A 22,738-nucleotide genomic window follows, 5' to 3' on the forward strand; every position below is an offset into this window, starting at 1 on the left:
AGAACACAAAGTAAAGCTTATTATTGAAGATGCTAGATTAAATCTTTGTGCCCTTGGTGCCTTGGTGGTTAATTATAACGAGTGTGAGAAGATTAGAGATACCTTTTTTAGATACAGATGGAGTGGAGGAAGTTGTACAAATCAGCCAGTTAATGGATGCTTTGGAAACTACACCTATTGATTGTAATCCTTGGCCTGCTTATCAGGCAAATGCCGATGCAAAGTTTTCGATGGCACATAACGGTCAATCTATATTATTGAAATATGTGATTGCCGAAAAATATCTTTTAGCTAATGAAGTAACCAATGGAAATATTCATAATGATAGCTGTGTAGAGCTTTTTATTGCTTTTGATGATAATGGATATTATAATTTAGAATTCAATTGCTTAGGTTTTACAAAGATAGGTTACGGAACGGGAAGGCACGGACGTAGATTACTGCCCATCGACGTGATTAAGCAGTTGAGTTTTTCTTCTAAGATTAACTCCAATAGTACCATTAATAGCAATATAGGTTTCGATTGGGAAATTATGTTGGTAATACCTAAAGCGATTTTTGTCAAACATCAAATTACTTCTTTTAACAACCTAAAAGCAAAAGGTAATTTCTACAAATGTGGCGATGGTTTACCGCAACCTCATTTCTTAACCTGGAACATGATAGAAGCAGACAAGCCAGACTTCCACAGGAAAGATTTTTTTGGGGAGCTAGCATTTAGCTAGTTGCTAAACAAAAAAATCCCGCTAACAAAGCGTCAACGGGATTTTTTATAGCAGTTGCTTTGGTTTATTTAATGACATTCACAGTTCTACCACCTCTTCCTTCATTATTAAATACCCTTAATCTAATGTTATTTTGGTATGGAATTGCCGAAGTGTATTTCGGGCTTTTTGTGCTTGGAGTTGAACCATCAACAGTGTAATGGATGGTTAAATCTGGATATAGTACATTAGCTTCTACTTTATTGTTAGCTACCACATATCCCGCAGTTGGAATTCTATATTTAAATCCGCCAGCGTAATAATTTAGCCTAGGAAATTCATTTCTACCAATTCTGTTTACAAAGCTAGACCAGTCTTTCTGATAAAGTGTTTTGCTTTTTGTTAGGTCATTCTCTGTAGTCCAAGCTGGATCTGCTGCCCAAGCACGTTCTGCTAATCCCATTATTTTTGGTAAAAACAAGTATTCAAAACGTTTCTTACTATATAAAACTTCGCTCCATAAAGGCGCTTGTACACCAATAATATTCGCTTTGGCATTATCATTAAGTTTATCCATCGCATCATAATAACCTTCTGGTAATGGATTACCATATTGGTCTTCAGTTTGATTCTTGTAGTAATTGAAAGGAATGAAATTGAATGGTTTATCTACATCTACATAACCGCCCCAATACTGACCAATTTCATTGTAGTCTTTATTGTAAGATAAATCTAAATACATATTGGTTACATTGGTTAATACCACTTTGTAGCCTGCATTGGCTAATTTGTAAGCTAAATCTTCGTTTCCTTTTAGGTTGTTCCAAACATCAGTATGGAAGTTCTCATTAATAAAGCGAGTATCTAACACCATTTGTTTTTTGCCATTTACCAATTGCTTTTTCAAACCAATTTCTTCCCATCCCGATAGGTAAAGATTTTTAGCCTTGAGCAAAGCACTTACCTTGGCGAAATAATAGTGCCACAGCTCATCTACATTTTCAATTGACTTGTCTTTTTCCAATAAAGCCTTAACTGCAGGAGATTTCTCCCAAACACCGTTCGGGACTTCATCGCCACCAAAATGGATGCTTTGCAATGGCGCACCAGCGGCTTTGTACATTACCACTGTTTCATCGATTATTTTGCCAATGAAATTATAAACAGAAGGTAGTGCAGGGTTTATGACGTTATCATTAAAGCCCTGTACCGAGCGATAAACAGATTGGTCTTCTAAATCTCTCAATAAATATTGCTTGGCTTCTTCAGGTTTTCCAGCGGTGATTAGTCGTTTGTAGCGGGCATCCATTGCTTTAATGGCAGCTCTGGCATGTCCTGGCGTTTCGTACTCGGGAATAACTTTGATATGTCTGGCATTGGCATATTTAAGTATTTCAATAAAATCAGCCTTGCTCAAATGACCACTTCCAGAAGTATTGTTTACCGACGGACCAGAACCGTAAGATGGAAATAAATGTGCATCTTCTGTTAAAGTATGACCTCTTCTGCCACCAACTTGGGTAAGTTCTGGTAAGCCTTCAATTTCAATTCTCCAACCTTCATCATCATTAAAATGTAAATGAAAAACATTGATTTTATACAGTGAAAGTACATCTAACACTTTTAGAATTTGAGCCTTAGTCTGGAAGTTTCGGGAAATATCCATCATAAACGCACGATGCGGAAAACGTGGTGCATCCTTAATTTTCCAATTGGCAATAGTGATATTGTTTTGTTTGGCTTTCCAAGATTTGGAAGGCAGTAGATTTTTTAAAGACTGAATGCCATAAAATGCTCCAGCAGGTTTTGATGCGGAAATGCTAATTCCAGAAGCTGTGATTTCTAGCTCATAGGCTTCTGCCACTAATCCAGCCTTTTCCTTTAGCGTAATGCTGTTTTGCGAAACAGATGATACAATTTGTGGTGCTTGAACTAACACTTTACCTAGTTCAATTTTTAGTAATTCTGCTTCTTTGGTAAATGCAGCGTTACTTACAATTTTGGTGTTTCCATTTAGCGAAAAGCTTCCATTTGTTTTTTCAAAGCTTACTGGACTAGGTATAAAAGGAGGGATGTTGTTTTCACCCACTTTCACTATCGCCTTATTTTGCTCGAAAATTTGATTAGCTATAGCTTTTTCCTGCGCACTATAATCAACTTTAGATACGCTTTTTACTGATAGTGCTACTGGTTTTGATGACTGATTGTCATAAACGATGTAAAAACCTTCTGAATAATCCGTAATGTTTTTTAAGTTTCTTGAAAGGATTTTTATACTGACCGATTTTTTAGGTGCAATGCCTTTGAAGTTTTTACCAGGACTAACGGTAAATAAATCTCCGTTAAGATGGCTGATTTTCAAAGTTAACGAATCTGCACCAGCGTTACGAGGATTTCCAGAATTGAAATATATTTTCCAACCCGAAGCAGGAAATGAGGTAGTAGATGGGTTCGTTAAAACTAATTCAGAAAGTGTATTTCCAGTATTTTTATGGTTTGCCTCTACGATAATCCAAGTTAAGTTTATCTTTTGTGGTACAACCTTTTTCTGCGCATAAGCTTGAGCCGCAATTAGCAACAAACATAGACTTGTCAATAGTTTTTGTTTCATGGGTTTTATATTTAGTTCGGTTAATTTTAGACTTTAACGTAGATTTTTTTCTTATCAAGGATTAACCCTATAACCCAGAGCAACAGCATATAAAGTACTGCAAATACTAGAGAAGCATTTTTATCTGCCAACCAACTAGTTAAACCGTTTTTATAAAATAGGGAAGGTAAAGAAGAACCGTCAATTTTAATGAGGTACAAGAGCTTCATAATTACCCAAGCTAGAATATAGATAAACAGTGCATTTTTACCAAAAACCTCAAAAAAGTACGTCCATTTTTTGAAATTAAATACATCTATCAATGCAATTAATAAGCCTGTGATTACTAAATCCCAACCTAAAGAAAATAATACATAAGAGCTGGTCCAAATGGGTTTGTTAATAGGGAGGCTGTAGTTCCACACAAGACCTATTACTAAAAAGGTGATACCTACACCCATCAAGCGATAAACAGCGGTAGTATTATTTCCTTGTTTTTGCAGATATCTACCAGTGAGGTAACCAATTAATACATTTACGATGGCAGGAAAAGTGCTTAATAACCCCTCCGGGTCAAAAGCGACACCAAAGCCTTGGTATAAATTCTTGCTATTGAATAGGAAATCATCTAAAGCTTTGGATGCATTTCCTTCTAAACCGTAAGGGTTGCCCGGCTGACCAAAATAGCATAAGATACCCCAGTAAGCAAGTGACATGGCTGCACTTATAACTGCAATGGTTGTTGTTTTTCTAAAAAAATAGATGATTAAGCTTCCAAAGAAATAACACAAAGCTATACGCTGTAAAACCCCGAATATCCTTACTTCTAAAAAGTTTTTTAGTGAAACACTGCCATCTTCGCCAAATACTATAAATGGAAAGAGATTGAGTAGTAATCCGATGATAAATATAATGAGCGCCCGTTTAGCTATTTTTTTAAAGAAATCTCCGAAAGAAACATCTTCTAATTTTTTTAAACTAAAGCTCAAAGCGTTTCCCACCACAAAAAGAAAGGTAGGGAATACAAGGTCTGTTAAGGTAAAACCATGCCATTCTGCGTGTTTAAATGGTGTGTAGATGTTACCCCAATCGCCAGGGGTATTGACTACGATCATTAAAGCAACGGTTAATCCTCGTAAAACATCTAAGGATAAATACCTTTGCGAAATTGTCTTCTTCATAATTTTATAGAGTTCAGGTTTGAAGCATCATATGATTGCTCCTTAAATTTATTTGGTTTTTGAAAAATGGGTTAAACAAAAATATAAATTTTTCGTTAACGTACACGAAAAATATTACTTTAGCGGAAATATTAGTTGAACGCGGTGGAAAAAGCCTCTTTCAATTATGTTAACTAACCAACCTAATAAATTAAGATGACAAACCCTGTTCAAACCAAACTAGATGTAAGAATTTACGAAGACAGAAAAAGCATGGGAGCGGCTGCTTCAGAGAAATTCGCTAAAGAAATAACAGCTCTTTTAAAAACCAAGGATGAAATTAACGTAGTATTTGCCGCAGCACCTTCACAAAACGAATTTTTAGCAGCACTAGATTATGAAAACCTAGATTGGAGCCGTGTAAACGCTTTCCACATGGATGAATATATTGGCTTAGCTGCCGATGCCACACAAGGTTTCGGTAATTTCTTGAAGCACCGACTATTTGATAAGTTCAATTTTAAATCTGTAAACTATTTAAACGGTAATGCCGCTGATATTGCTGTGGAATGCGAAAGGTACACAGCATTATTAACTCAAAACAAAGTTGATGTGGTGTGCATGGGCATAGGAGAGAATGGACATTTGGCTTTTAACGATCCTCCTGTAGCAGATTTTGAAGATAAGTATACTGTAAAAATAGTAGAATTAGATGAGGTTTGTAGACAACAGCAAGTAAACGATGGTTGTTTTGTGGCTTTGGATGAAGTGCCGACGGAAGCGTTGACCTTGACCATTCCGGCATTATTAAGTGCTACGTATATTAATTGTGTAGTTCCTGGACCGACTAAAGCTGAAGCCGTAAATCATACTTTAAACAGTGAAATAAGTACAGAAAACCCAGCGACGATATTAAGAACACATTCAAATGCGGTACTATTTTTAGATAAGGATAGCAGTAAGTTGTTAAATTCATAGTTTTAAAAATATGGCCGAGCAAACTTTAAATCCAATGCAGAACAGGTACCTATCTTTAGACGTATTGAGGGGATTAACCGTGGCACTGATGATCGTAGTAAATACTCCTGGTGACTGGAGCAATATCTACGCACCTTTAAAACATTCCGATTGGCACGGCTTTACATCTACTGATTGGGTTTTTCCAACTTTTTTGTTCGTGGTAGGTAATGCCCTAAGTTTTAGCATAAATAAAATGGGGCAAATGAGTGCTTCGCGATTTCTTTCGAAGGTTTTCAAAAGAACATCGATCATCTTTTTGATTGGTTTGTTCCTCAACGGTTTTCCCTTTTTTCATTACGAGGAAGATAAAATCGTGTTCAATAATTTATTGGATATTAGACTTTGGGGAGTGCTGCAACGTATTGCTGTATGTTATTGCTTGGCTAGTTTAATGGTTTATTTCTTCAAAAAAACTACAGTAGTTGTTTCAAGTATTGCTATTCTTTTTGGTTACTGGGCTATATTGTATTTCTTCGGGGACCAACCCGATCCTTACAGTTTGGAAGGAAATGCCATAGGAAAGGTAGATTTAGCTTATCTGCCAGCTAAAAATATCTACAAGCATTATCCAATCCCTTTTGACCCACTTGGTCTGTTAAGTACATTACCTGCTATTGTTAATGTAATCGCTGGATATTTTACAGGATTATTTATTCAGAAGAATGGTAATAACTTATCTTCCGTATGGAGATTAACTATTGCGGGCGTAGCTATAGTATTCATTTCCATGTTATGGGATGTCTATTTTCCTATAAATAAACCTTTGTGGACGAGCAGTTATGTACTATGTTCCTTAGGTTACGATTTAATAATTATTGCCTTGTTAATGTTATTGATAGAAATTTGGCAAATGAAAAACTGGGTATATTTCTTTGAAGTGTTTGGTAAAAACCCTTTGTTTATATATGTATTGGCCTGGTTGGTAATTAGTGCTATGGCCGTAATTCGTATCGATGGCAAACCGCTAAAAGGAATCGTTTATAAAGCAGGTTTCGCAGATTGGTTAACGCCAATTAATGCCTCGCTTTGGTTTGCTGTTGTCTATATGTTAGCGATGTGGGTTGTTGGAATAATTCTCGATAAGAAAAAGGTTTACGTTAAAGTGTAAAACGAGCAAAGGCGCAGTATCCACTGGGACAATTGCTACTAACCTAAACAGACTATTATTTTTAATGGCGATGTTTGTCAGGATTTTTTTAAGAAGGTTGATATGATTATCCCTTTTAGATGATTCTTCTTCGTAAGAGTGATCATGTCTACATCCAGTACTCATTAAACTAAGACAAATGAGCATTGCTATTGCTCTAATTGCTTCCATCTATTGAGTTTTAATGCTAAAATTTTAATTGTCTGCCATACAGATTTATATGTGAGCATAATCAAGAAATGGAAATCTCCTGCATCAATGTTTGCAGGGATCTCGAAGTGCCCGGTTCTTAAAGCTTGATCGGCGACCGTTTATTAGGGTATCGATTATTGAGATAGGAAGGTAGTGATTGTACACGAACCTACAGCATCTAGTTGAGTGTTAAGGTAGCCAGGTTTAGGGAATCGCGATTTCCAAAATATTTGCAGTATCGTTTTATAGACCAACAGATATCACAGCACGATAATTTGTAGGTAAAGGCCTGTCTGATGGTCGGGAGAATGAGACCTTTTATTTATTATTAGATAAGTAATCTCAACATCAATTTAAAGGAAACAGTCTGGATTATTACCGATTTAATTTCTTTAAATCATTGGGCTCTAAAGGTGTGTAAGCTCATTGCCTCATCGAGTGCCTAACTATCTTTATGTAGGAGATTGACAGAAAGTAAAGGCATATCTATCAGTATTTTTTATGGTGCTGGCGTATTGATTTTTCTTCCAACTGCCTGTAATAGGCTATACGTTCCAGTAACATCTTGTGAGAGTTCCCAGATCATTACGCCCCTTATATATTGTGCAGCATACTTCGTTTTTGCTTCAATCGCTGTAATGCCGTTATACTTATAGCCATCGTAGTAATCGACGTAGGCCATGCCTGTACCATATTGTGCCAATAGATCCTTATAAGCTTTATAGCCCGTACCCACCGTTGGTTTATAGCCGTAAAACGGAACACCTAGTACCAGCTTAGAGGCAGGACAACCTAAGTTTAAGAAATTCTGAATGTGTTGTATTGCTGCATCATATGTCGAATGGTTTCCTGTGCCGTTCCATCCATTATCATATGACATAATGTTGATCAGGTCCAAATAGCTATAGGATGATGCCGGGATCATCGCATTTACATAGCCTGCTGTGGCCGCTGTTACCAATTTCCCCAAGGGATTAATCTTGTTTCGTAGTGCTGACACGAATGGTGCGTAGTTTTGCTCGCTTTTGATAGTAGCCAATGTGGTGCCCTCGACATCGATGTCAATGCCATCAAGGTTAAAGTAAGTTACAAAAGCTGCTAGGTTATCGATAAAATTTGTACGATGTGCAGTTCGAAATTGAACAGCGATATCACCCGCGTTGGGGTCGGGACTGCCCCCGCCTAATGAGGCCAAAACTTTACGCCCTTCTGCATGCGCTTTGGCCACCACGTAATTGATTTCTGACGCATTGAAGTCACTATACAAGGGCTGCCCGCCTGACATCATCGCTCCTGAAGAACTAGGTGCGAAAAATGCCAAATTAACGTGGGTTACGATGCTAAAATCGATCGCATTGGTTACGTTAGTGACATTGGCCCATCCTGGAATATACCCGATAACAACCTTGTTCGCGGGCGTTGCCAGTGCCTGTACAACGCCGTTATTGCTGTTCAAAACTTTAGAGTCTGTTGATATTTTTTCTACCGGAACCTCTAGCTGTTTGCTGCACGAAAATAATACAAGCAACATTATAGATAGAGATAGGGATTTTAAATGTTTCATTCTTTTTTGATTTAGTTTAATGAGTCGGTTGTTAGTATACTTAAGATATGCCTTTAAAATTCCTACGATTGAAATATCAGCCTTCAATCTCGTATTTGTTTACGAAGTTTGAGAACAAACGGGGGAATAAATTTTCATTCTTATCTAACGCACAAATCATTTTCAATTAAAATCGTGTACGTAAACATTTATTCAAATTTAATAAATTGTATAAGGAATACAACTTTTTAGACAATTTTTTCGATGATATAAACTTGATGATTGTGCAAGCATTTGCCATGTCTCTTTACGTATTATACTCTTATCTATTATATCAGCAATTAATCTTGAGTGTTGAATGGGAGGCGTAAAGCGAGATGTAACGCTACAGCGATTCTGCGTAACCAATTAAAGAACTTCATTACTTAACTTGCTATACCTTTTTGGCTTAACTCCAATTAGCCCTTCAAAAACTTTGGTAAAATGGCCCAAGTTTGAAAAACCAAGCTGATATCCCACTTCGGAAACAGACAGCCGTTCTTCTCTCAACAAGCGGGCAGCTTCCTGCATTCTGAAATTTTGGAAATATTGAAATATACTCTTGCCAAAAACTTGGTTAAATAGTCTTTTTAATTTTGTCTCGCTCATACCGGAAAATTTTGATAGTTCGGAAATTGAAGGCGCTTCTTCAAGGTTATGTATTAGACGTTCTTTTACCTGATACAACATCCTGATATCAGCAATATTCAAACCTTGCACTTTCTTGTCGTCTCGGCTGACAAGCGAAATCAGTAATTGGCAAATGAGTTCCTGCGTTTTTAGCCTATAGTAAAAATCTTGAAGCTGTACGGGCAAATTACTCGTCGTGATATCATCCACAACCTTCAACAGCGGAACAAATACAAACTCCTCAAACAACAAGGGGTGCTTATTTTCCAAAATAGTATTTATTAAAGGGTGGTTTATGCGTGCTCCTATTAATTCTCGTAGGTAACTCGCATCGATACTCAATGATATAGAATTTTGAACGGTGTTTTTTGGAATAAAAAGTTCCACATTTAATCCTTGGGTCGTAATTTGAACTGATGGTTGGAATTTGGTGCCTTTTCGTGATTTAGGTGAATTTATGATGTGTTGAAAATTAAACAGGAGCATATTAGCAGGTTGATTTCTTCTGCTAATGGCAAAGTCTTGATGTAGCTCATAGTTCAATACCATCATCCGCAATCGTTCATCGAAACTATAGCCTTGTATAAAGCCTATTCCAAATCCTTCTGGTACTTCCACCCTTCCATTTTCGACGGTGCTACCTACTTTTTCGGCAAAAGCAGCGAGCATTCCTAATCCGTCTTTTGATTTAATTTCAATTTTCATTAGGTCTTTTATGAGTATTTTTATGACTAAATTAGGCTGTTTTGCTTCATTATACAACTTAATTATGCATTAATTTATTAGTTAGATGACAGCACAATTAATAAATGCCTGCATTGATTAGTATCTTTATCTCATCATTCCTTAAACCTCAACTCATCAAGGAAATTGGACGAATATTATTGACATTAGGTTAATCAAAACCCTAATTGGAGTAGGTTATTATGTTTCTAATCAACCTTTGCTGTCACGAAATCCACAGACCTTTTCATCGGCCATCTTTTTGACTGGCAGAGGAATGGTGCTCTGTTTCGGATCCTATTCGACTTAACCACTAGTGATCTCAGTCCCGGAGAGGCAGGCAGGGACTGGGGTTTTTCGAGTTCGGTGAAATAGCTCTCCAGTAGCTTTGGTGCGACAGCTATCACTTCGAGTTTCTTTATTGCACAACTATCAGGATCAATTAATTTTCCAGTTGAGCACAGTTTAATTATGATTGTATCATACTGTGCCCGATATTGATGCGTTTGCTGCCTAAAAATATACGAAATGCTGAACATTGAGTTTAGGCCATTCGATAAGGTTGAAGCCGTTTACGACTATTTTTAAGTTGCATTCAATTATTATGCTCGGTTAAGGCTTGCTAGCTTTGTGTTATCAAATAAAAATCGATATCAAATGAAAAATAAAAAAATAGCCATTATTGGAGGCGGTCCTGGAGGATTAACACTCGCCAGGTTGTTGCAGATGAAAGGGTATGAGGTAAAAGTATATGAAAGGGATACAGACCAAAATGTGCGTCAGCAAGGTGCAACTTTAGACTTGCATGAAGAGTCCGGGCTTAAGGCCTTGATTGCAGCTGGTTTGTTAAATGAATTTAAAAAGCACTATCGTCCTGGTGCTGATAAATTGCGTGTAACCGACCATAATGCGGTGGTACATTTCGACGATCATACCAATGAAACTCCGGTTGAGAAAAGTAGCGCTTCTTTCCGTCCGGAAATTGACAGGGGACCATTCCGTGATCTGCTTATTGCTTCACTTGAAAAAGGTACCGTTGTTTGGAATTCGAAATTTGTATCTCTGCAGGCCAAAGATAATGGTTGGGATATTTTCTTCGCTAGTGGCAGTACAGTTTACGCTGACCTTGTCATTGCCGCAGATGGTGCAAATTCAAAAATCAGAAAATACCTTACCGATATAGCTCCCGTTTATTCGGGCATGACCATTGTGGAAGGCAATATATACAATGCGGAGATCAATGCGCCGGAACTATGGAAACTGGCCAAAGGTGGAAAAATATTTGCGTTGGGACTGGAAAAAAGCATTATTTTAAGTGTCAAAGGCGATGGCTCCCTATCCTTTTATACAGGAACAAGGGAAATGGAGGACTGGGTAAAAACTTCTGGTATCAACTTTGAAAATAAGCTGGAAATATACGATTGGTTCAAGGAGCGTTTTGCCGATTGGGGCAATCAATGGCATGAGCTATTTGTTAGTGATGACAGCTATTTTGTCCCCCGGCCCCAATACCACTTTCCAATCGACCAGCAATGGGAAAGTTTGCCCAACCTAACGATGTTGGGCGATGCTGCACATCGTATGCCTCCCTACGCCGGTGAAGGGGTAAATATGGCAATGCTGGATGCACTGGAACTCGTAGAACAGCTTACAGCAACGGATATAAGCGACCTCAAAACTGCTGTTTCAAAATATGAAAGGACGATGCGAAAGCGTGCTGCCGAAATCACTGAGGTCACCATGCAATCCATGGAAAATATGCATTCTAAAGAAGCCCTGAAATTTATAGTTAATACGTTTCACCTTATCCACTGATAAAAGCTCATTCAATTTTTAAAAATGAAGATTAAAATTTTTGTACTGCATATGGCCATTGTGGTAAGCAGCGGATTACTGTTTGTCAACCTTTACAATGCTATCGTCGATGCGTCCAATTGGGGTCATCAGCTTCCGCAATCCATTAATATTGCCCGAAACTATTTTGCTTTTAAAAATCCGGCTGATTTTTTCAAATTCACAGGTCCATTGGTACACATCATCGGTATCAACTGCGTTATTCGATTTTGGAAAACCGACAAGAAAGTGCGTTGGTATAATGTAACCGCGTTAGCAGCAATCCTATTTAACGACTTACTTACCTTCATATTTATCTTTCCGCTAAATATAGTTCTTTTTGGCGCTACGCAAGATATAAAGGCGATTCAGCAAGCCTTCCATCAATGGTATTTACTCAATTGGTTCCGGTCAATTATTTTAACGGTAATTTCTGTAATGTATAGTTTATCGCTTAACAGGTATTCGCGAATGCTTTTGAAGGGTATATAGTGGGAAGAGTCATCATTTTATCTTTATTCTAACTCTTCGCAACGAAAGCCTAGCTTTAAGAGTAACCTGATAGTATCTGAAAATCAGTTTAGCCAATTTATTAGATAAAACTGCAGTTTTAAATCTGAAATGATATTAACGGCGGTGTAATTACAGGTTTCGCTGAAACTGATCACGGTTATGTATTGGCTTTTAATGCTTATAGCTGAACCTATATCCAAAAAGTTTGGGAGAACCACTTTTGGCAGAACTCCCACTTTAGCCAGCTAATTAATATTCGATAAGAAGGAGAAATTTAATTTATAGCCTGCTTTTTGATTACGTCAAGATTTATCAGGTTGTTAAAAAAGTTATTTTTTTAACAACCTATAGTTCTAAGGATAATTACGATAAATTCGTAACGGATTAGTTTTTGAATTAACCAAATTTTAGAAACATGATCAAATCATGCTAAGAATCCCTAAATAAAGATAAATTGATATGAAAAAAAGTTACATGCTAGAAAAAATAATTCGTTTTTTAATGTTCCCGTTAATCAGCATCGCTATGTTGAATGCAGAGGCTTCATTATCCAAGGGTGATCTTGCGGTTATCGGAATGAATGGCGGTGCCGACGCGGGCGCTGGATCTGTTCGGAGCTTTGCAGTTGTTGCCCTCAATACGATAGCAGAGGGAGAAGTGATTTTTTTCACCGACCGTGGCTGGGTGAATACCTACACGGGTGCGAATGGTGTAGTAAACGGACATTTTCTCACAGCTTCCACTAGCAGCTTTACAAATGAAGGCATTTTTAAATGGACAGTTTCAGCAAAGATAACAGCAGGTACGCTCATCATATTCAAACTTGATCCGACAGTTAGTGGCGTGAGGGCAAAAAAAGGTGACGGTTCAACGATTCCCAACGCTGATCTTGCGATAGTCGCAGACACCTGGACGAACACCAATAACTCAGCGAATCCCTGGCCCCCAACAACTGGCGATCAGCTGATTATTTATCAAGTATCTGAAGCTAGCCCATCGTTTGTTTTTGCTTTTAACAATATTAGCCTAACTAACACGAACAATTCGAATGGTTGGCATAACAATACTGGTGCGGAACCCCCTACGCAGTATCCGGTATATAGCGAGCTGCCTACTGCACTGGGTGCCGCCTATTCAGTTGGTTTTTTTACTCAACCTTCAGCATTACGTTATCCGAATGTAATCTATAATCCAACTTTAGAAAGCGGAAATAAAACTAATTGGTTGGCAAGTATCACCAATGTGAGCAATTGGGCCACGCAGACTACCGCTAATGCCGTTACCTATGTATTCGAGGACGGATTTGGTTCAGGTAGCCCCAAGCTGACAGAATTTTCAGTGGTATCGGCAAATGCGCCTGCCGTGAGCAATGTTGCACACACAGGTACCTTGAAAGAAGGTCAGACGTTGACTGGAAATTATACCTTTTCAGATGCGGATGGCGACACAGAAAGTGGCTCTATGTTTAAATGGTATAGATCAGACAATGTAAATGGAAACCCAAAGGTAGAAATTAACTCGGCGACAGGAAAAACGTATTTGCTAAGCGTGAATGATATCAACAAATACATTGGTTTTGAGGTCACCCCAAGAGATGGAGGACTGAATGGTACAGCCGTTCAGAGTCCGTTTCGCGGCCCTGTTACGTCAAGTGTGCTTCCAGTGGGATTTCTTGGACTTGTGGCCAAGCTATCGGGCAAGGGCGTATTATTGAGCTGGCAAACAGCTAATGAGCAGCATAACAAGGGCTTCAAAGTTTATCGCCATGCGGAGGGAACAACACCAGCGCTAATTGGATGGGTTGAGGGTAAGGGTAATACTGCTGCCAGCAGTAATTACATCTTTACCGATAGCAAACCGCTGAACGGAGATAACTACTATAGTTTGGTACAGGTAGATCTGGATGGTAAGGAGAATGAGCTGGATACTAAAGTTGTTGCTTTCTTATTAAGCGGAACTGCTATAGTTACCTATCCAAATCCAGTGACCGATAGGGTAGACATTAGTTTAGGATCTGGTAAATTTACAGAAGCAAAATTATTGGATACACAAGGGAAATTGATTAAGAGAATTGCGCTTGCAGTCAATGCGACCTCACTAAACATGGATTTGACTGGGCTTCCGAATGGGGTCTATCTTTTAGGTCTGAGAAGTGGCGCAGGTTGGAAATATGAAAAGCTGATAAAGAAATAACTTCAAATACGAGTTTTAGCCCCGTCAGATTTTTTCTGACGGGGCTAAAATATTTATAAACTGGTATGCTTCTTACGTAAAGGAGTGCATATACATCTTTATACCATAGCGACCATTATGGTAGATACGCTAATGAAATCCCAGTAGAGCTCAACATAAAAACATATTCGAAGATTTTAGGGTAACTACCTATCGAAAATCGACTTATAGTATCAATGCCCATCTTATCGTAATGCACAAAAACAACTCAAAGACAAGATTAAATATAGAATTTTAATCATGGCGATATTTTGCGTAACATGCACTTTTGCGCAAAGTTCTTCACTAGTAGAGATATTAAATCCATACGCCCCTTTAAATAAATAAGTATTTATGGGGGATCGCAAAACTAATTAATTCAAATTCAAAATACCGTGCAAATTATATTAATAACGGTTAATATGCGATATGATTTTAAGGCGGTTCGATATAAAATTGGAAAAATGATATATCATCAAAAAATCAGGGAAAACATAAATTTTCTTGAATAATTAAACGACATCGATTTAAAAAATAGGCCGAGATATTTATCCCGACCTCACATGAGTTATTTTTTGGAATTCCGCTTCTTGCCTTTTAGAACGATTTTTAGAGGCTCTAAGTGCCTATGGAAAACAGGTTCGTCGAGCTTTGAAATTTTTGTAAAACTCTCTAATAATCGGTTCGGGTCTACTATATCATTGGGTACATAGTAAAATTTCTTAAAATCAATCTCTACTAGAGATTGATTTTTTTTTATCTTATTCTCTTTTATAGATTGGTGGTTTTGGAGGTAATGTTTTCTTTATTAGTTGCTTTTCACTGATAGTGCAAGCAGAAAATAAAAGTATCTAATAGTTATTTCTCTCAAATAACTTTAGTGTAGACCCGAATTACAATGGAAAAGTAGAGGGATTTTAAACTCCTTTTATTTAACACTAAACTGTGGACTTTTATGCCCTTGTACCACTATCAAGTTCTGTTGCTACGGGTTTAAGCTACCCAAATCAAATTATCTTCTATTTGATGTTTGGCAAAGGGCTATTGATAGAAAATTCATAAAATTTGATATTAAATTACGCTATCCATTTCGGTATTGAACAATAGTTTTGGGAGTTAACCGTAAGGTGCAGTTGTTACACTAATAACCAAATATTTCTCATGTTCAAACCAGTAAACATATCAAAGAGCGGATTTTCTAAATTCGCCAATCAGAATACCTTTTCCAGCTTAAATGTATTTTCTGAAGTGAAATTTCTTCGTTTAGGTCATCTAATTAATATAGATGTTCATTTCAATTTATACTATAACTGATGGGGGAACTAGTTTTAAGCGCCGATATAGGCGGTTCCCATATTACCACTGTAATGATGGACGTAGAGAATAGAATCGAAGTACCCGATACTTGGTTTCGGACTAGACTAGATTCCACAGCTTCGGCACAGGAAATCATTGGCAATTGGTCAAACGCTATTAATACTTCTATAGCATTGAAGAATATTACGCCTTCTAAGATCTGTTTGGCTATGCCAGGTCCAATGGATTATAAAAAGGGCATCAGTTTAATTCAATCGCAAGATAAATACCGAGAATTATACAACTTAAATCTGAAGGATAAATTAGGCGAACGACTCAATTTCAATCCTAAAAACATCCATTTCAGTAATGATGCAGCATGTTTTCTAAAAGGTGAATTGTTTTGTGGAAGCCTTTCGGGGTTTAGTGAGGCCATTGGGCTAACCTTAGGAACTGGACTAGGTACATCGCATATAGAAAAGGGTATTGCTCATGATTCTAATTTATGGAAAATGCCATTTTTAGATGGAATTGCGGAAGACTATATCTCTACCAGATGGTTTACCAAACGCTTTGAAGAGTTAACGGGTAAGTCTGTAAAAGACGTGAAAGAGATTATCGATGAACATAAAAATTCGGATCATTTTAAAACTTTATTTAGTGAGTTCAGTAGCAACTTGGCAAAATTCATTTATCGATTTGCACAAAGTAAAAAGCCTTTAGCTGCTGTAATAGGTGGTAATATCGCGAATGCGGAAGCCTATTTTTTAGCAGATACTCGTAAGCATTTATTCGAAATGATGGGCTACAGTCTGCCTGTTAAGAAATCCATTTTGGGAGAGAAATCCATTTTATGGGGAGCTGCCACTAGTCATTAATTATTTGAAATTTAACCTAACAAAATATGTTTAGTCATCAAAAGTTTAAGCTATTAATTTATAGCGTATTATTTACATTTTGTGTTGGTTCTGTAAAAGCCAACGTTATCGATTCATTGTGGTTTCACCAAGCAGATTTTACTAAAGCCAATGACCTTTTTGTAGGTCCGGGAAAGTTGCCTCGAAAATTAGCAGTAGCTGGAAAAAACTATGAAACTGGATTGGCATCGCCGGAAGGCTTGGTAACCATCGAACTGAAAAAAGGTGGGCTGCGTATGCAGGGCTTGGTTGGAATGGACGATAATGTGCCAAAAGGTGGCGTTAGGTTTGTGATTATGGGAGATAGAAAGGAACTTTTTAAAACGGATATTATTCGAAAAGGAGCGGCATTGGTGCCTTTTGATGTAAGTTTGGCTAATGTAGAAAAACTCTACCTAATTGTTGAAAACGACGGAGACGGTATCCACACGGCTCATGCCAATTGGATTAACACCGTAATCACCTATCAAGGTTTAAGGCCTGTAATTTTACCAAAAGCAGCTTTTGTGCCTTATATTCTCACGCCAAAAGCTTCTGCTAAACCGAAAATAAATGGTGCAAAAGTGTATGGTGCAAGACCAGGAAATCCATTTTTGTATTTAATTGCAGCTTCTGGGCAAAGGCCGATGACTTTTAAGGCAACTAATTTGCCTAAAGGTTTAAAGCTGGATGTAAACAAGGGGATTATTTCTGGAGCTTTGGCAACTGTTGGTACTACTGAAGTTATTTTAACTGCTACAAACAGTTTAGGTTCGGCATCAAGAGTATTGAAAATAGTAGGCGGCGAAGAAATTTCTTTAACGCCAGCTATGGGTTGGAACAGTTGGAACTGCTTTGCAGATGCCGTTAGTGCAGATAAAGTAAAAGATGCTGCTGATGCAATGATCAATTCTGGTTTAACACAGCACGGATGGAACTATATCAATATTGATGACTGTTGGGAAATTAAACCAGATTCGAAAGATCCTTTACTGATGGGTGAGGTTCGTGATGCAAATGGAATGATTAACAGCAATAAGAAATTTCCAGATATGAACCAATTGACAGATTATCTGCATGCACAAGGTTTAAAAGCTGGTATCTATTCTTCTCCTGGAGAAACTACATGTGGCGGTTACGCAGCTTCTTACGGTTATGAAGCGAAGGATACACAGCGTTGGGCAGAATGGGGTTTTGATTATGTGAAATACGATTGGTGCTCTTACTATAAAATCTACGATAAGTTAGAAAATCCGCCACTTGCTGAGTTACAAAAGCCGTATCAATTGATTGGTGATGGTTTGAAAAACGTAAAGCGTGATATTGTCTTCAGCTTATGCCAATATGGAATGGGCGATGTAGGTAAGTGGGGCAAGAGTGTCGGGGGTAATAGTTGGAGGATTTCTAGAGATGTCCACGATACTTGGGCAAGTATGTCGGGAATTGGATTTGCACAGGCAGGAAGAGAGGTAGATGCCAAACCTGGACATTGGAACGATTCGGATATGTTGGTGATTGGTATGGTAGGTTGGGGACCAAAACTTCGTCCGACTAGATTAAGTGCAGATGAACAATACACACACGTCTCTTTATGGTCGTTATTAACTACGCCTTTGCTGATTGGCTGCGATATGACCAAAATGGATGATTTTACGCTGAATCTGCTCACTAATGACGAAGTAATCGATATTAATCAAGATCCGCTGGGGAAACAAGCTAGTAGAGTTTATGTTAATGGTAAATTGGAGATCTGGATGAAAGACTTGGAAGACGGTTCGAAAGCAATTGGTTTGTTTAATAGAGGGATTTTTCCCGAGAAAATTAAAGCTGATTGGAAGGCGATTGGTGTAAATGGAAAGCAATTGGTACGCGATGCTTGGAGACAAAAAGACTTAGGTGTGTTTGAGCAAAACTTTGAAACAGAATTGCCTGCTCATGGGGTGAGATTGGTGGTTTTGAAAGCGAAGAAATAAAAATATTAACGAGGTGAAAAAGCGTCTTTGCAATTTTGTAAAGATGCTTTTTGGTTTTGCAGTCTGCGTTGGTCGGGATTTGTAATCCCGCACCCAAGAATAATGGATTTAAAATCCATAGTTAGTAAATCGGGATTGCAAATCCCGACTAGCTAGAGTTGGTAGGGGTTTTCTATGTATTATCGCATTCCCGTGAAAACGGAATCTTAAAGCATATACATGAATGTTGGCGTTTTTATAGCATTAAGATCCCAGACTAAATCTGTGATGACGGACGTATTATAGGCATTGCGAACCTACATTAAACGGTAATATGCTGTCACAACTACTTCTCTTTCAAATAATCACTGGCATTTTTGCCATAGAATTTCTTAAATACCGTACTAAAGTATTTTGGATCAGAAAAGCCAACCATGTAAGCCACTTCGTTTACGTAATGCTCACCTGAAACCAACAATTCCATTGATTTTTTAAGACGATAATGTTGAATAAATTCTAATGGTGTTTTACCTAGTAACCCTTTAAACTTACGATATAAGCTTGCATGGCTCATGCCTATTTCCTTTTCTAACTCTTCAATAGAAAAGCTAGAATTCGACAAATTTTCTTCAACTATTTTTACCACTTCTTCAATAAACTTCTTATCCAGTTCATTTAATCCTTCACTTAAAGGCGCATCTGCATTGGCAAATCTTTCCCGTAATTTTTTTCTGCCTACCAATAAATTATCAATACAGCTTCTCAATAAATCTATATCAAAAGGCTTTTCAAGGTAAGTATCTGCACCAATTTTGTAACCTTCAATTTTATGTTCATTTGTTGTTAGCGCTGTTAATAAAATAAACGGAATATGGCTGGTTTTAAGATTGTTTTTTATCTCGTAACAAAATTCATTGCCATCCATTAGTGGCATCATCACATCTGAAACAATTACGTCTGGTGCTATTTTAGAGGTGGTAGCTACGCCTTGCTGACCGTTATTAACATGGTAAATTTGATAATATTGCTTCAAATGATCGGCCATTAAATTTCTCAATTCATCATTGTCTTCTGCAATAAGCAGTTTTGGTTTTTTATGTTGTTGAGTTGCCTGGTCTGGCAATTCGTTAACAATTAGTTCATTGCTTTGTGGTACCAACAACGACTGCTGATCTTGATATTCTACCTCACTCATTGGGAAACGGACGTGGAAAGTAGTACCTTGATCTTGGTTGCTTTCGAACCAAATTTCTCCCTGGTGCAGTTTAACCAATTCTCTGGTCACCATTAAACCAATACCAAAACCAACTTCATTGGAGTTAACTACATTTTTAGCTCTGAAATATCGCTTAAAGATATATTTCTGTTGCTCTGTCGGAATTCCCACGCCACTATCTCTAATATCGATTTGGAAATTCTTATTGATCAAACTTGTAGTGATATGTATCTGTCCGCCTTTTGGCGTGTATTTTACCGCATTAGATAAAATGTTGAAGATGATTTTGTCAAACTTGTCTTTATCTACCTTTAACAACGTTTCTTGATGCTGATGGTTTCTAGTGAGGATAATTCCCCTTTGCTCCAATAGCGGAATAAAGTCATCACAGATTCTATCTAACGTTTGTTCTGCATGGATAGAAGTACGATTCAACTTTATCTTCTTGAAATCATCCTTTTCAAAATCTAGTAATTGATCTATCAAACTGGTTAGCCTAGATGCATTATGGTTAGCTGTTTTTAGGATACTTTGCGTGCTTTCAGAGAAGTCGTTCTTTTTAAGAGCAATATTCAGTGGCGATCTAATTAGCGATAGAGGTGTTCTGATGTCGTGTACAATGTTGATGAAAAAACGAATTTTGTCTTTCGCATGGTTTTCACTCAGTTGCACCATATAAAACTTAATTACAGCGTATACAATGCCGATGGCAATTAAAAAGTATAGCAAATAAGCCCAAGTTGTAGCCCAAATAGGGGGAGAGATCTGTATGCGTAAAACTCTTTCATTCTTTGCGAATTCTGATACTAACCCAGAGTTGGCCCATTGTACCCTAAAAGTGTAGTTTCCAGGTCTTAAGTTGGTATAGTTGGCAGCATGTTCGGCTGTTGCTGGAGACCATTCGCTGTCTAAACCGTCTAACTTCCAGCGGTACAGGTTGGCATTGTTTGTGAAGTTTACCGAGCTAAATTCTAGGGTAATTGCATTTTGATTGTAGGCCAAAGCTATCTTTTCGGTTTCATCAATTGCCTTTTCTAAGGGTGTGTTTTCATTACTGATATCCGCAGTTTTATTGAACAACTTAAAGTCGGTAAATATCAATCGGGTATTAAAATCACTGTTAATGATGTCTTCAGGGTTAAAAATCACCAAGCCATGGTTTCCGCCAAATACCATTTCTCCTTTTGCAGTTTTGGTATAAGCGCCATAGGCAAATTCCTTAATCGGTAGGCCATCAGCTATGCTATAATTTCTAAAGGTTTGTTTTTTAATATTGAAACAAGAAAGCCCTTTTGTGGTACTCAGCCACAAATTGTCATTTTTGTCTTCTAAAATGCCATAAATTAAGTTTGAAGGTAATCCGTCTGCGGTGGAGTATTTTTTAAATGTTTTCTGGTCTACATCAAATTTTATCAAACCCTGACCTTCGGAACCTAACCAAATCTGATTTTTAGTGTCGGCCATCACACAAAATATAGAACCAATTTTGTAAGTGCTAGCATTGAAAATTGTGATCCGGTCATCGCTATTAATAATGTGAACGCCGTTATGTCCACCAGTGATGATCTGACCATATTGATTTTTAGCAATAGAAAGCACGTTAGAAATGTCAAATGTTTTAACAGCCCCATCGCTCAAATTTATACGTTTTAGGTAGCCGCCCGCACCACCATACCAAATGTCGTTACCATTTACCAGTATCTTATTGACGTTGTTTTTTGGAGAGAAGTTGGTTTCTTTACTAAGGTGTTTGATTTGATAACCTGTACCAATTTCATAAATACCACTTTGATAGGTTCCGGCAATCACATTTTGGCCATTCCCTTTAGCTAATGCGGTTATTTTATTACTACTCATACTGCGCTGCTGGTTGTGCGTATTAAGGTAATCCCAGTTTTTTCTATCAGATTTCAAGATGCTAATGCCAAAATTGGTGCCTACCCATAATTTGCCGTTTTGATCTTCTACCACAGAGCGGATGGAGTTATGGACTAAGCTATTTGGATTGTTTAGCTGATGGGTGTAATAATTAAATTTTAATTGTTTGGTGTTAAGATAGGAGATTTCGTGCCCAGCCATCCAAACACGATTTTCTTTATCGATAAATACGTCTATAGCCTCATTTTCTGGTAAACTGGCTAAATTATTCTGATCGGTGAGGTAGGCTTTTATAATGTTCAAATTGGCATCAATTTTATATACGCCCTTTCCTTCGGTACCGAAATAGATAAACTGCTGCTGGTCTGGCAATATCTTAGTTACCTCAACCTTGCTAATAGAATTATTTAAATTTGAATTGGTTTTTAAATTCTGATCTGTGATTTTAAAGGCAGAAATTTGACCTGTGGAACCCACAAAAATATTTTTTGTTGCATCTACACAAATGCTTGATATGCTTAGCTTACTGATTTCTTTTCTGAGGTTGGCGCTCAGCTGGGTAGCACTTATTTTTTCTGCTTTCAGGTTAAAGAATAGGATATCGTTCTTCAGTGCGATTAACAGAAACTCATTGTTGTACCTGTAAAAGCCAATGATGGGCTGATTGATGTTAGCGAAGGTGCTAGCTTTTTTAGTCTGATAATTATACTTGATCAGGCCTTGGTCGGTAGCTAACAGTATATTTTGTTGATCGTCTTTTACAAAGAGGTCTCTGATGGTGTTATTTTTAGCTACGTTATATACAAAATCGAAACGATCTAAATCGTGTTGGTACAAAAAAATGTCAGAGAAATTGTTTACCCAAATTCGCTGCTTGTGATCAATATGGAATTTGTTTCTGCGAAGACCGTATCTGGTCAGTTTATCGGCAGGGTAGAGGTTGTAATGCTTGTAACCAGAGCCATCATAGCGGTCAATCCCTTCTTTGGTAGAAAACCACATTAATCCTTTATGGTCTTGTGCTATGGCAAAGGTGGTACTGTTGCTTAGACCTTGTTCTACCAATAGGTTTTGAAAATTCTGTGCATAGCTTCTAGCCCAAAATAAAAGAAGTACAATAACTAAGATCTTCTTGCTCGGCATCGGGAAAATATTTTATAAGGTTGATTTTGGTTAGATTCGTTTTACAAGATAC

Annotated in this window: 13 protein-coding genes; 8 read left to right on the forward strand and 5 right to left on the reverse strand. The window is 37.6% G+C overall.

Annotated features, from left to right (window positions below):
- The first annotated feature begins 83 nt into the window (after positions 1-83).
- The gene (locus CRO54_RS03425) at positions 84-725 is read left to right on the forward strand and encodes a carbohydrate-binding family 9-like protein (protein WP_097128731.1); all 642 of its coding nucleotides are present in this window, start codon (positions 84-86) and stop codon (positions 723-725) included.
- A 64-nt stretch (positions 726-789) separates the two neighbouring features.
- Here CRO54_RS03425 and CRO54_RS03430 read toward each other — a convergent pair whose 3' ends face one another.
- A complete protein-coding gene (locus CRO54_RS03430) occupies positions 790-3,315 on the reverse strand; it encodes a family 20 glycosylhydrolase (RefSeq protein WP_097128733.1) in 2,526 nt (841 codons plus the stop codon).
- A 26-nt stretch (positions 3,316-3,341) separates the two neighbouring features.
- Positions 3,342-4,475, reverse strand: a complete 1,134-nt coding sequence (locus CRO54_RS03435; protein WP_097128736.1) for an acyltransferase family protein — start codon at positions 4,473-4,475, stop codon at positions 3,342-3,344.
- Positions 4,476-4,670: 195 nt separating this feature from the next.
- Between CRO54_RS03435 and CRO54_RS03440 the strand changes: the two genes are divergently transcribed.
- A complete protein-coding gene (locus CRO54_RS03440; protein WP_097128739.1) occupies positions 4,671-5,432 on the forward strand; it encodes a glucosamine-6-phosphate deaminase in 762 nt (253 codons plus the stop codon).
- A gap of 10 nt (positions 5,433-5,442) precedes the next feature.
- Positions 5,443-6,582: an acyltransferase family protein gene (locus CRO54_RS03445; RefSeq protein ID WP_097128741.1), complete on the forward strand. Its 1,140-nt coding sequence runs from the start codon at positions 5,443-5,445 to the stop codon at positions 6,580-6,582.
- A gap of 730 nt (positions 6,583-7,312) precedes the next feature.
- Here CRO54_RS03445 and CRO54_RS03450 read toward each other — a convergent pair.
- Positions 7,313-8,377, reverse strand: coding sequence for a glycosyl hydrolase family 18 protein (locus CRO54_RS03450; protein WP_138765739.1), 1,065 nt, complete (start codon positions 8,375-8,377; stop codon positions 7,313-7,315).
- A 387-nt stretch (positions 8,378-8,764) separates the two neighbouring features.
- Positions 8,765-9,730 carry a helix-turn-helix domain-containing protein gene (locus CRO54_RS03455; RefSeq protein WP_097128744.1) on the reverse strand — a complete coding sequence of 322 codons (966 nt, stop codon included), beginning with the start codon at positions 9,728-9,730 and terminating at the stop codon, positions 8,765-8,767.
- 675 nt (positions 9,731-10,405) lie between these two features.
- On the opposite strand from CRO54_RS03455, the gene CRO54_RS03465 reads away from it, so the two are divergent.
- From CRO54_RS03465 to CRO54_RS03485, 5 genes are all read left to right on the forward strand, one after another.
- On the forward strand, positions 10,406-11,563 hold the full coding sequence (locus CRO54_RS03465) for an FAD-dependent oxidoreductase (RefSeq protein ID WP_097128747.1): 1,158 nt from the start codon (positions 10,406-10,408) through the stop codon (positions 11,561-11,563).
- A 24-nt stretch (positions 11,564-11,587) separates the two neighbouring features.
- Positions 11,588-12,073, forward strand: coding sequence for an anthrone oxygenase family protein (locus tag CRO54_RS03470; protein ID WP_097128748.1), 486 nt, complete (start codon positions 11,588-11,590; stop codon positions 12,071-12,073).
- Positions 12,074-12,553: 480 nt separating this feature from the next.
- The gene (locus CRO54_RS03475) at positions 12,554-14,287 is read left to right on the forward strand and encodes a T9SS type A sorting domain-containing protein (protein ID WP_097128749.1); all 1,734 of its coding nucleotides are present in this window, start codon (positions 12,554-12,556) and stop codon (positions 14,285-14,287) included.
- 1,331 nt (positions 14,288-15,618) lie between these two features.
- Entirely contained in the window at positions 15,619-16,479 is an 861-nt protein-coding gene (locus tag CRO54_RS03480; protein WP_097128750.1) for an ROK family protein, read from the forward strand.
- Between the two features lie 26 nt (positions 16,480-16,505).
- On the forward strand, positions 16,506-18,470 hold the full coding sequence (locus tag CRO54_RS03485; RefSeq protein WP_097128752.1) for an NPCBM/NEW2 domain-containing protein: 1,965 nt from the start codon (positions 16,506-16,508) through the stop codon (positions 18,468-18,470).
- A gap of 325 nt (positions 18,471-18,795) precedes the next feature.
- On the opposite strand, the gene CRO54_RS03490 is transcribed toward CRO54_RS03485, so the two are convergent.
- Positions 18,796-22,686 (reverse strand): hybrid sensor histidine kinase/response regulator transcription factor, encoded by a 3,891-nt coding sequence (locus tag CRO54_RS03490; RefSeq protein ID WP_097128754.1) that lies wholly within the window; start codon positions 22,684-22,686, stop codon positions 18,796-18,798.
- Between the last annotated feature and the right edge of the window lie 52 nt (positions 22,687-22,738).

The organism is Pedobacter xixiisoli (assembly GCF_900215335.1).
GTDB lineage: Bacteria > Bacteroidota > Bacteroidia > Sphingobacteriales > Sphingobacteriaceae > Pedobacter > Pedobacter xixiisoli.

Excerpts from the sequence above, each read along its gene's own strand:
- CRO54_RS03430 (WP_097128733.1), bottom strand. The coding sequence starts at position 3,315 with ATGAAACAAAAACTATTGACAAGTCTATGTTTGTTGCTAATTGCGGCT.
- CRO54_RS03435 (WP_097128736.1), bottom strand. The coding sequence starts at position 4,475 with ATGAAGAAGACAATTTCGCAAAGGTATTTATCCTTAGATGTTTTACGA.
- CRO54_RS03440 (WP_097128739.1), top strand. The coding sequence starts at position 4,671 with ATGACAAACCCTGTTCAAACCAAACTAGATGTAAGAATTTACGAAGAC.
- CRO54_RS03445 (WP_097128741.1), top strand. The coding sequence starts at position 5,443 with ATGGCCGAGCAAACTTTAAATCCAATGCAGAACAGGTACCTATCTTTA.
- CRO54_RS03450 (WP_138765739.1), bottom strand. The coding sequence starts at position 8,377 with ATGAAACATTTAAAATCCCTATCTCTATCTATAATGTTGCTTGTATTA.
- CRO54_RS03455 (WP_097128744.1), bottom strand. The coding sequence starts at position 9,730 with ATGAAAATTGAAATTAAATCAAAAGACGGATTAGGAATGCTCGCTGCT.
- CRO54_RS03465 (WP_097128747.1), top strand. The coding sequence starts at position 10,406 with ATGAAAAATAAAAAAATAGCCATTATTGGAGGCGGTCCTGGAGGATTA.
- CRO54_RS03470 (WP_097128748.1), top strand. The coding sequence starts at position 11,588 with ATGAAGATTAAAATTTTTGTACTGCATATGGCCATTGTGGTAAGCAGC.
- CRO54_RS03475 (WP_097128749.1), top strand. The coding sequence starts at position 12,554 with ATGAAAAAAAGTTACATGCTAGAAAAAATAATTCGTTTTTTAATGTTC.
- CRO54_RS03480 (WP_097128750.1), top strand. The coding sequence starts at position 15,619 with ATGGGGGAACTAGTTTTAAGCGCCGATATAGGCGGTTCCCATATTACC.
- CRO54_RS03485 (WP_097128752.1), top strand. The coding sequence starts at position 16,506 with ATGTTTAGTCATCAAAAGTTTAAGCTATTAATTTATAGCGTATTATTT.
- CRO54_RS03490 (WP_097128754.1), bottom strand. The coding sequence starts at position 22,686 with ATGCCGAGCAAGAAGATCTTAGTTATTGTACTTCTTTTATTTTGGGCT.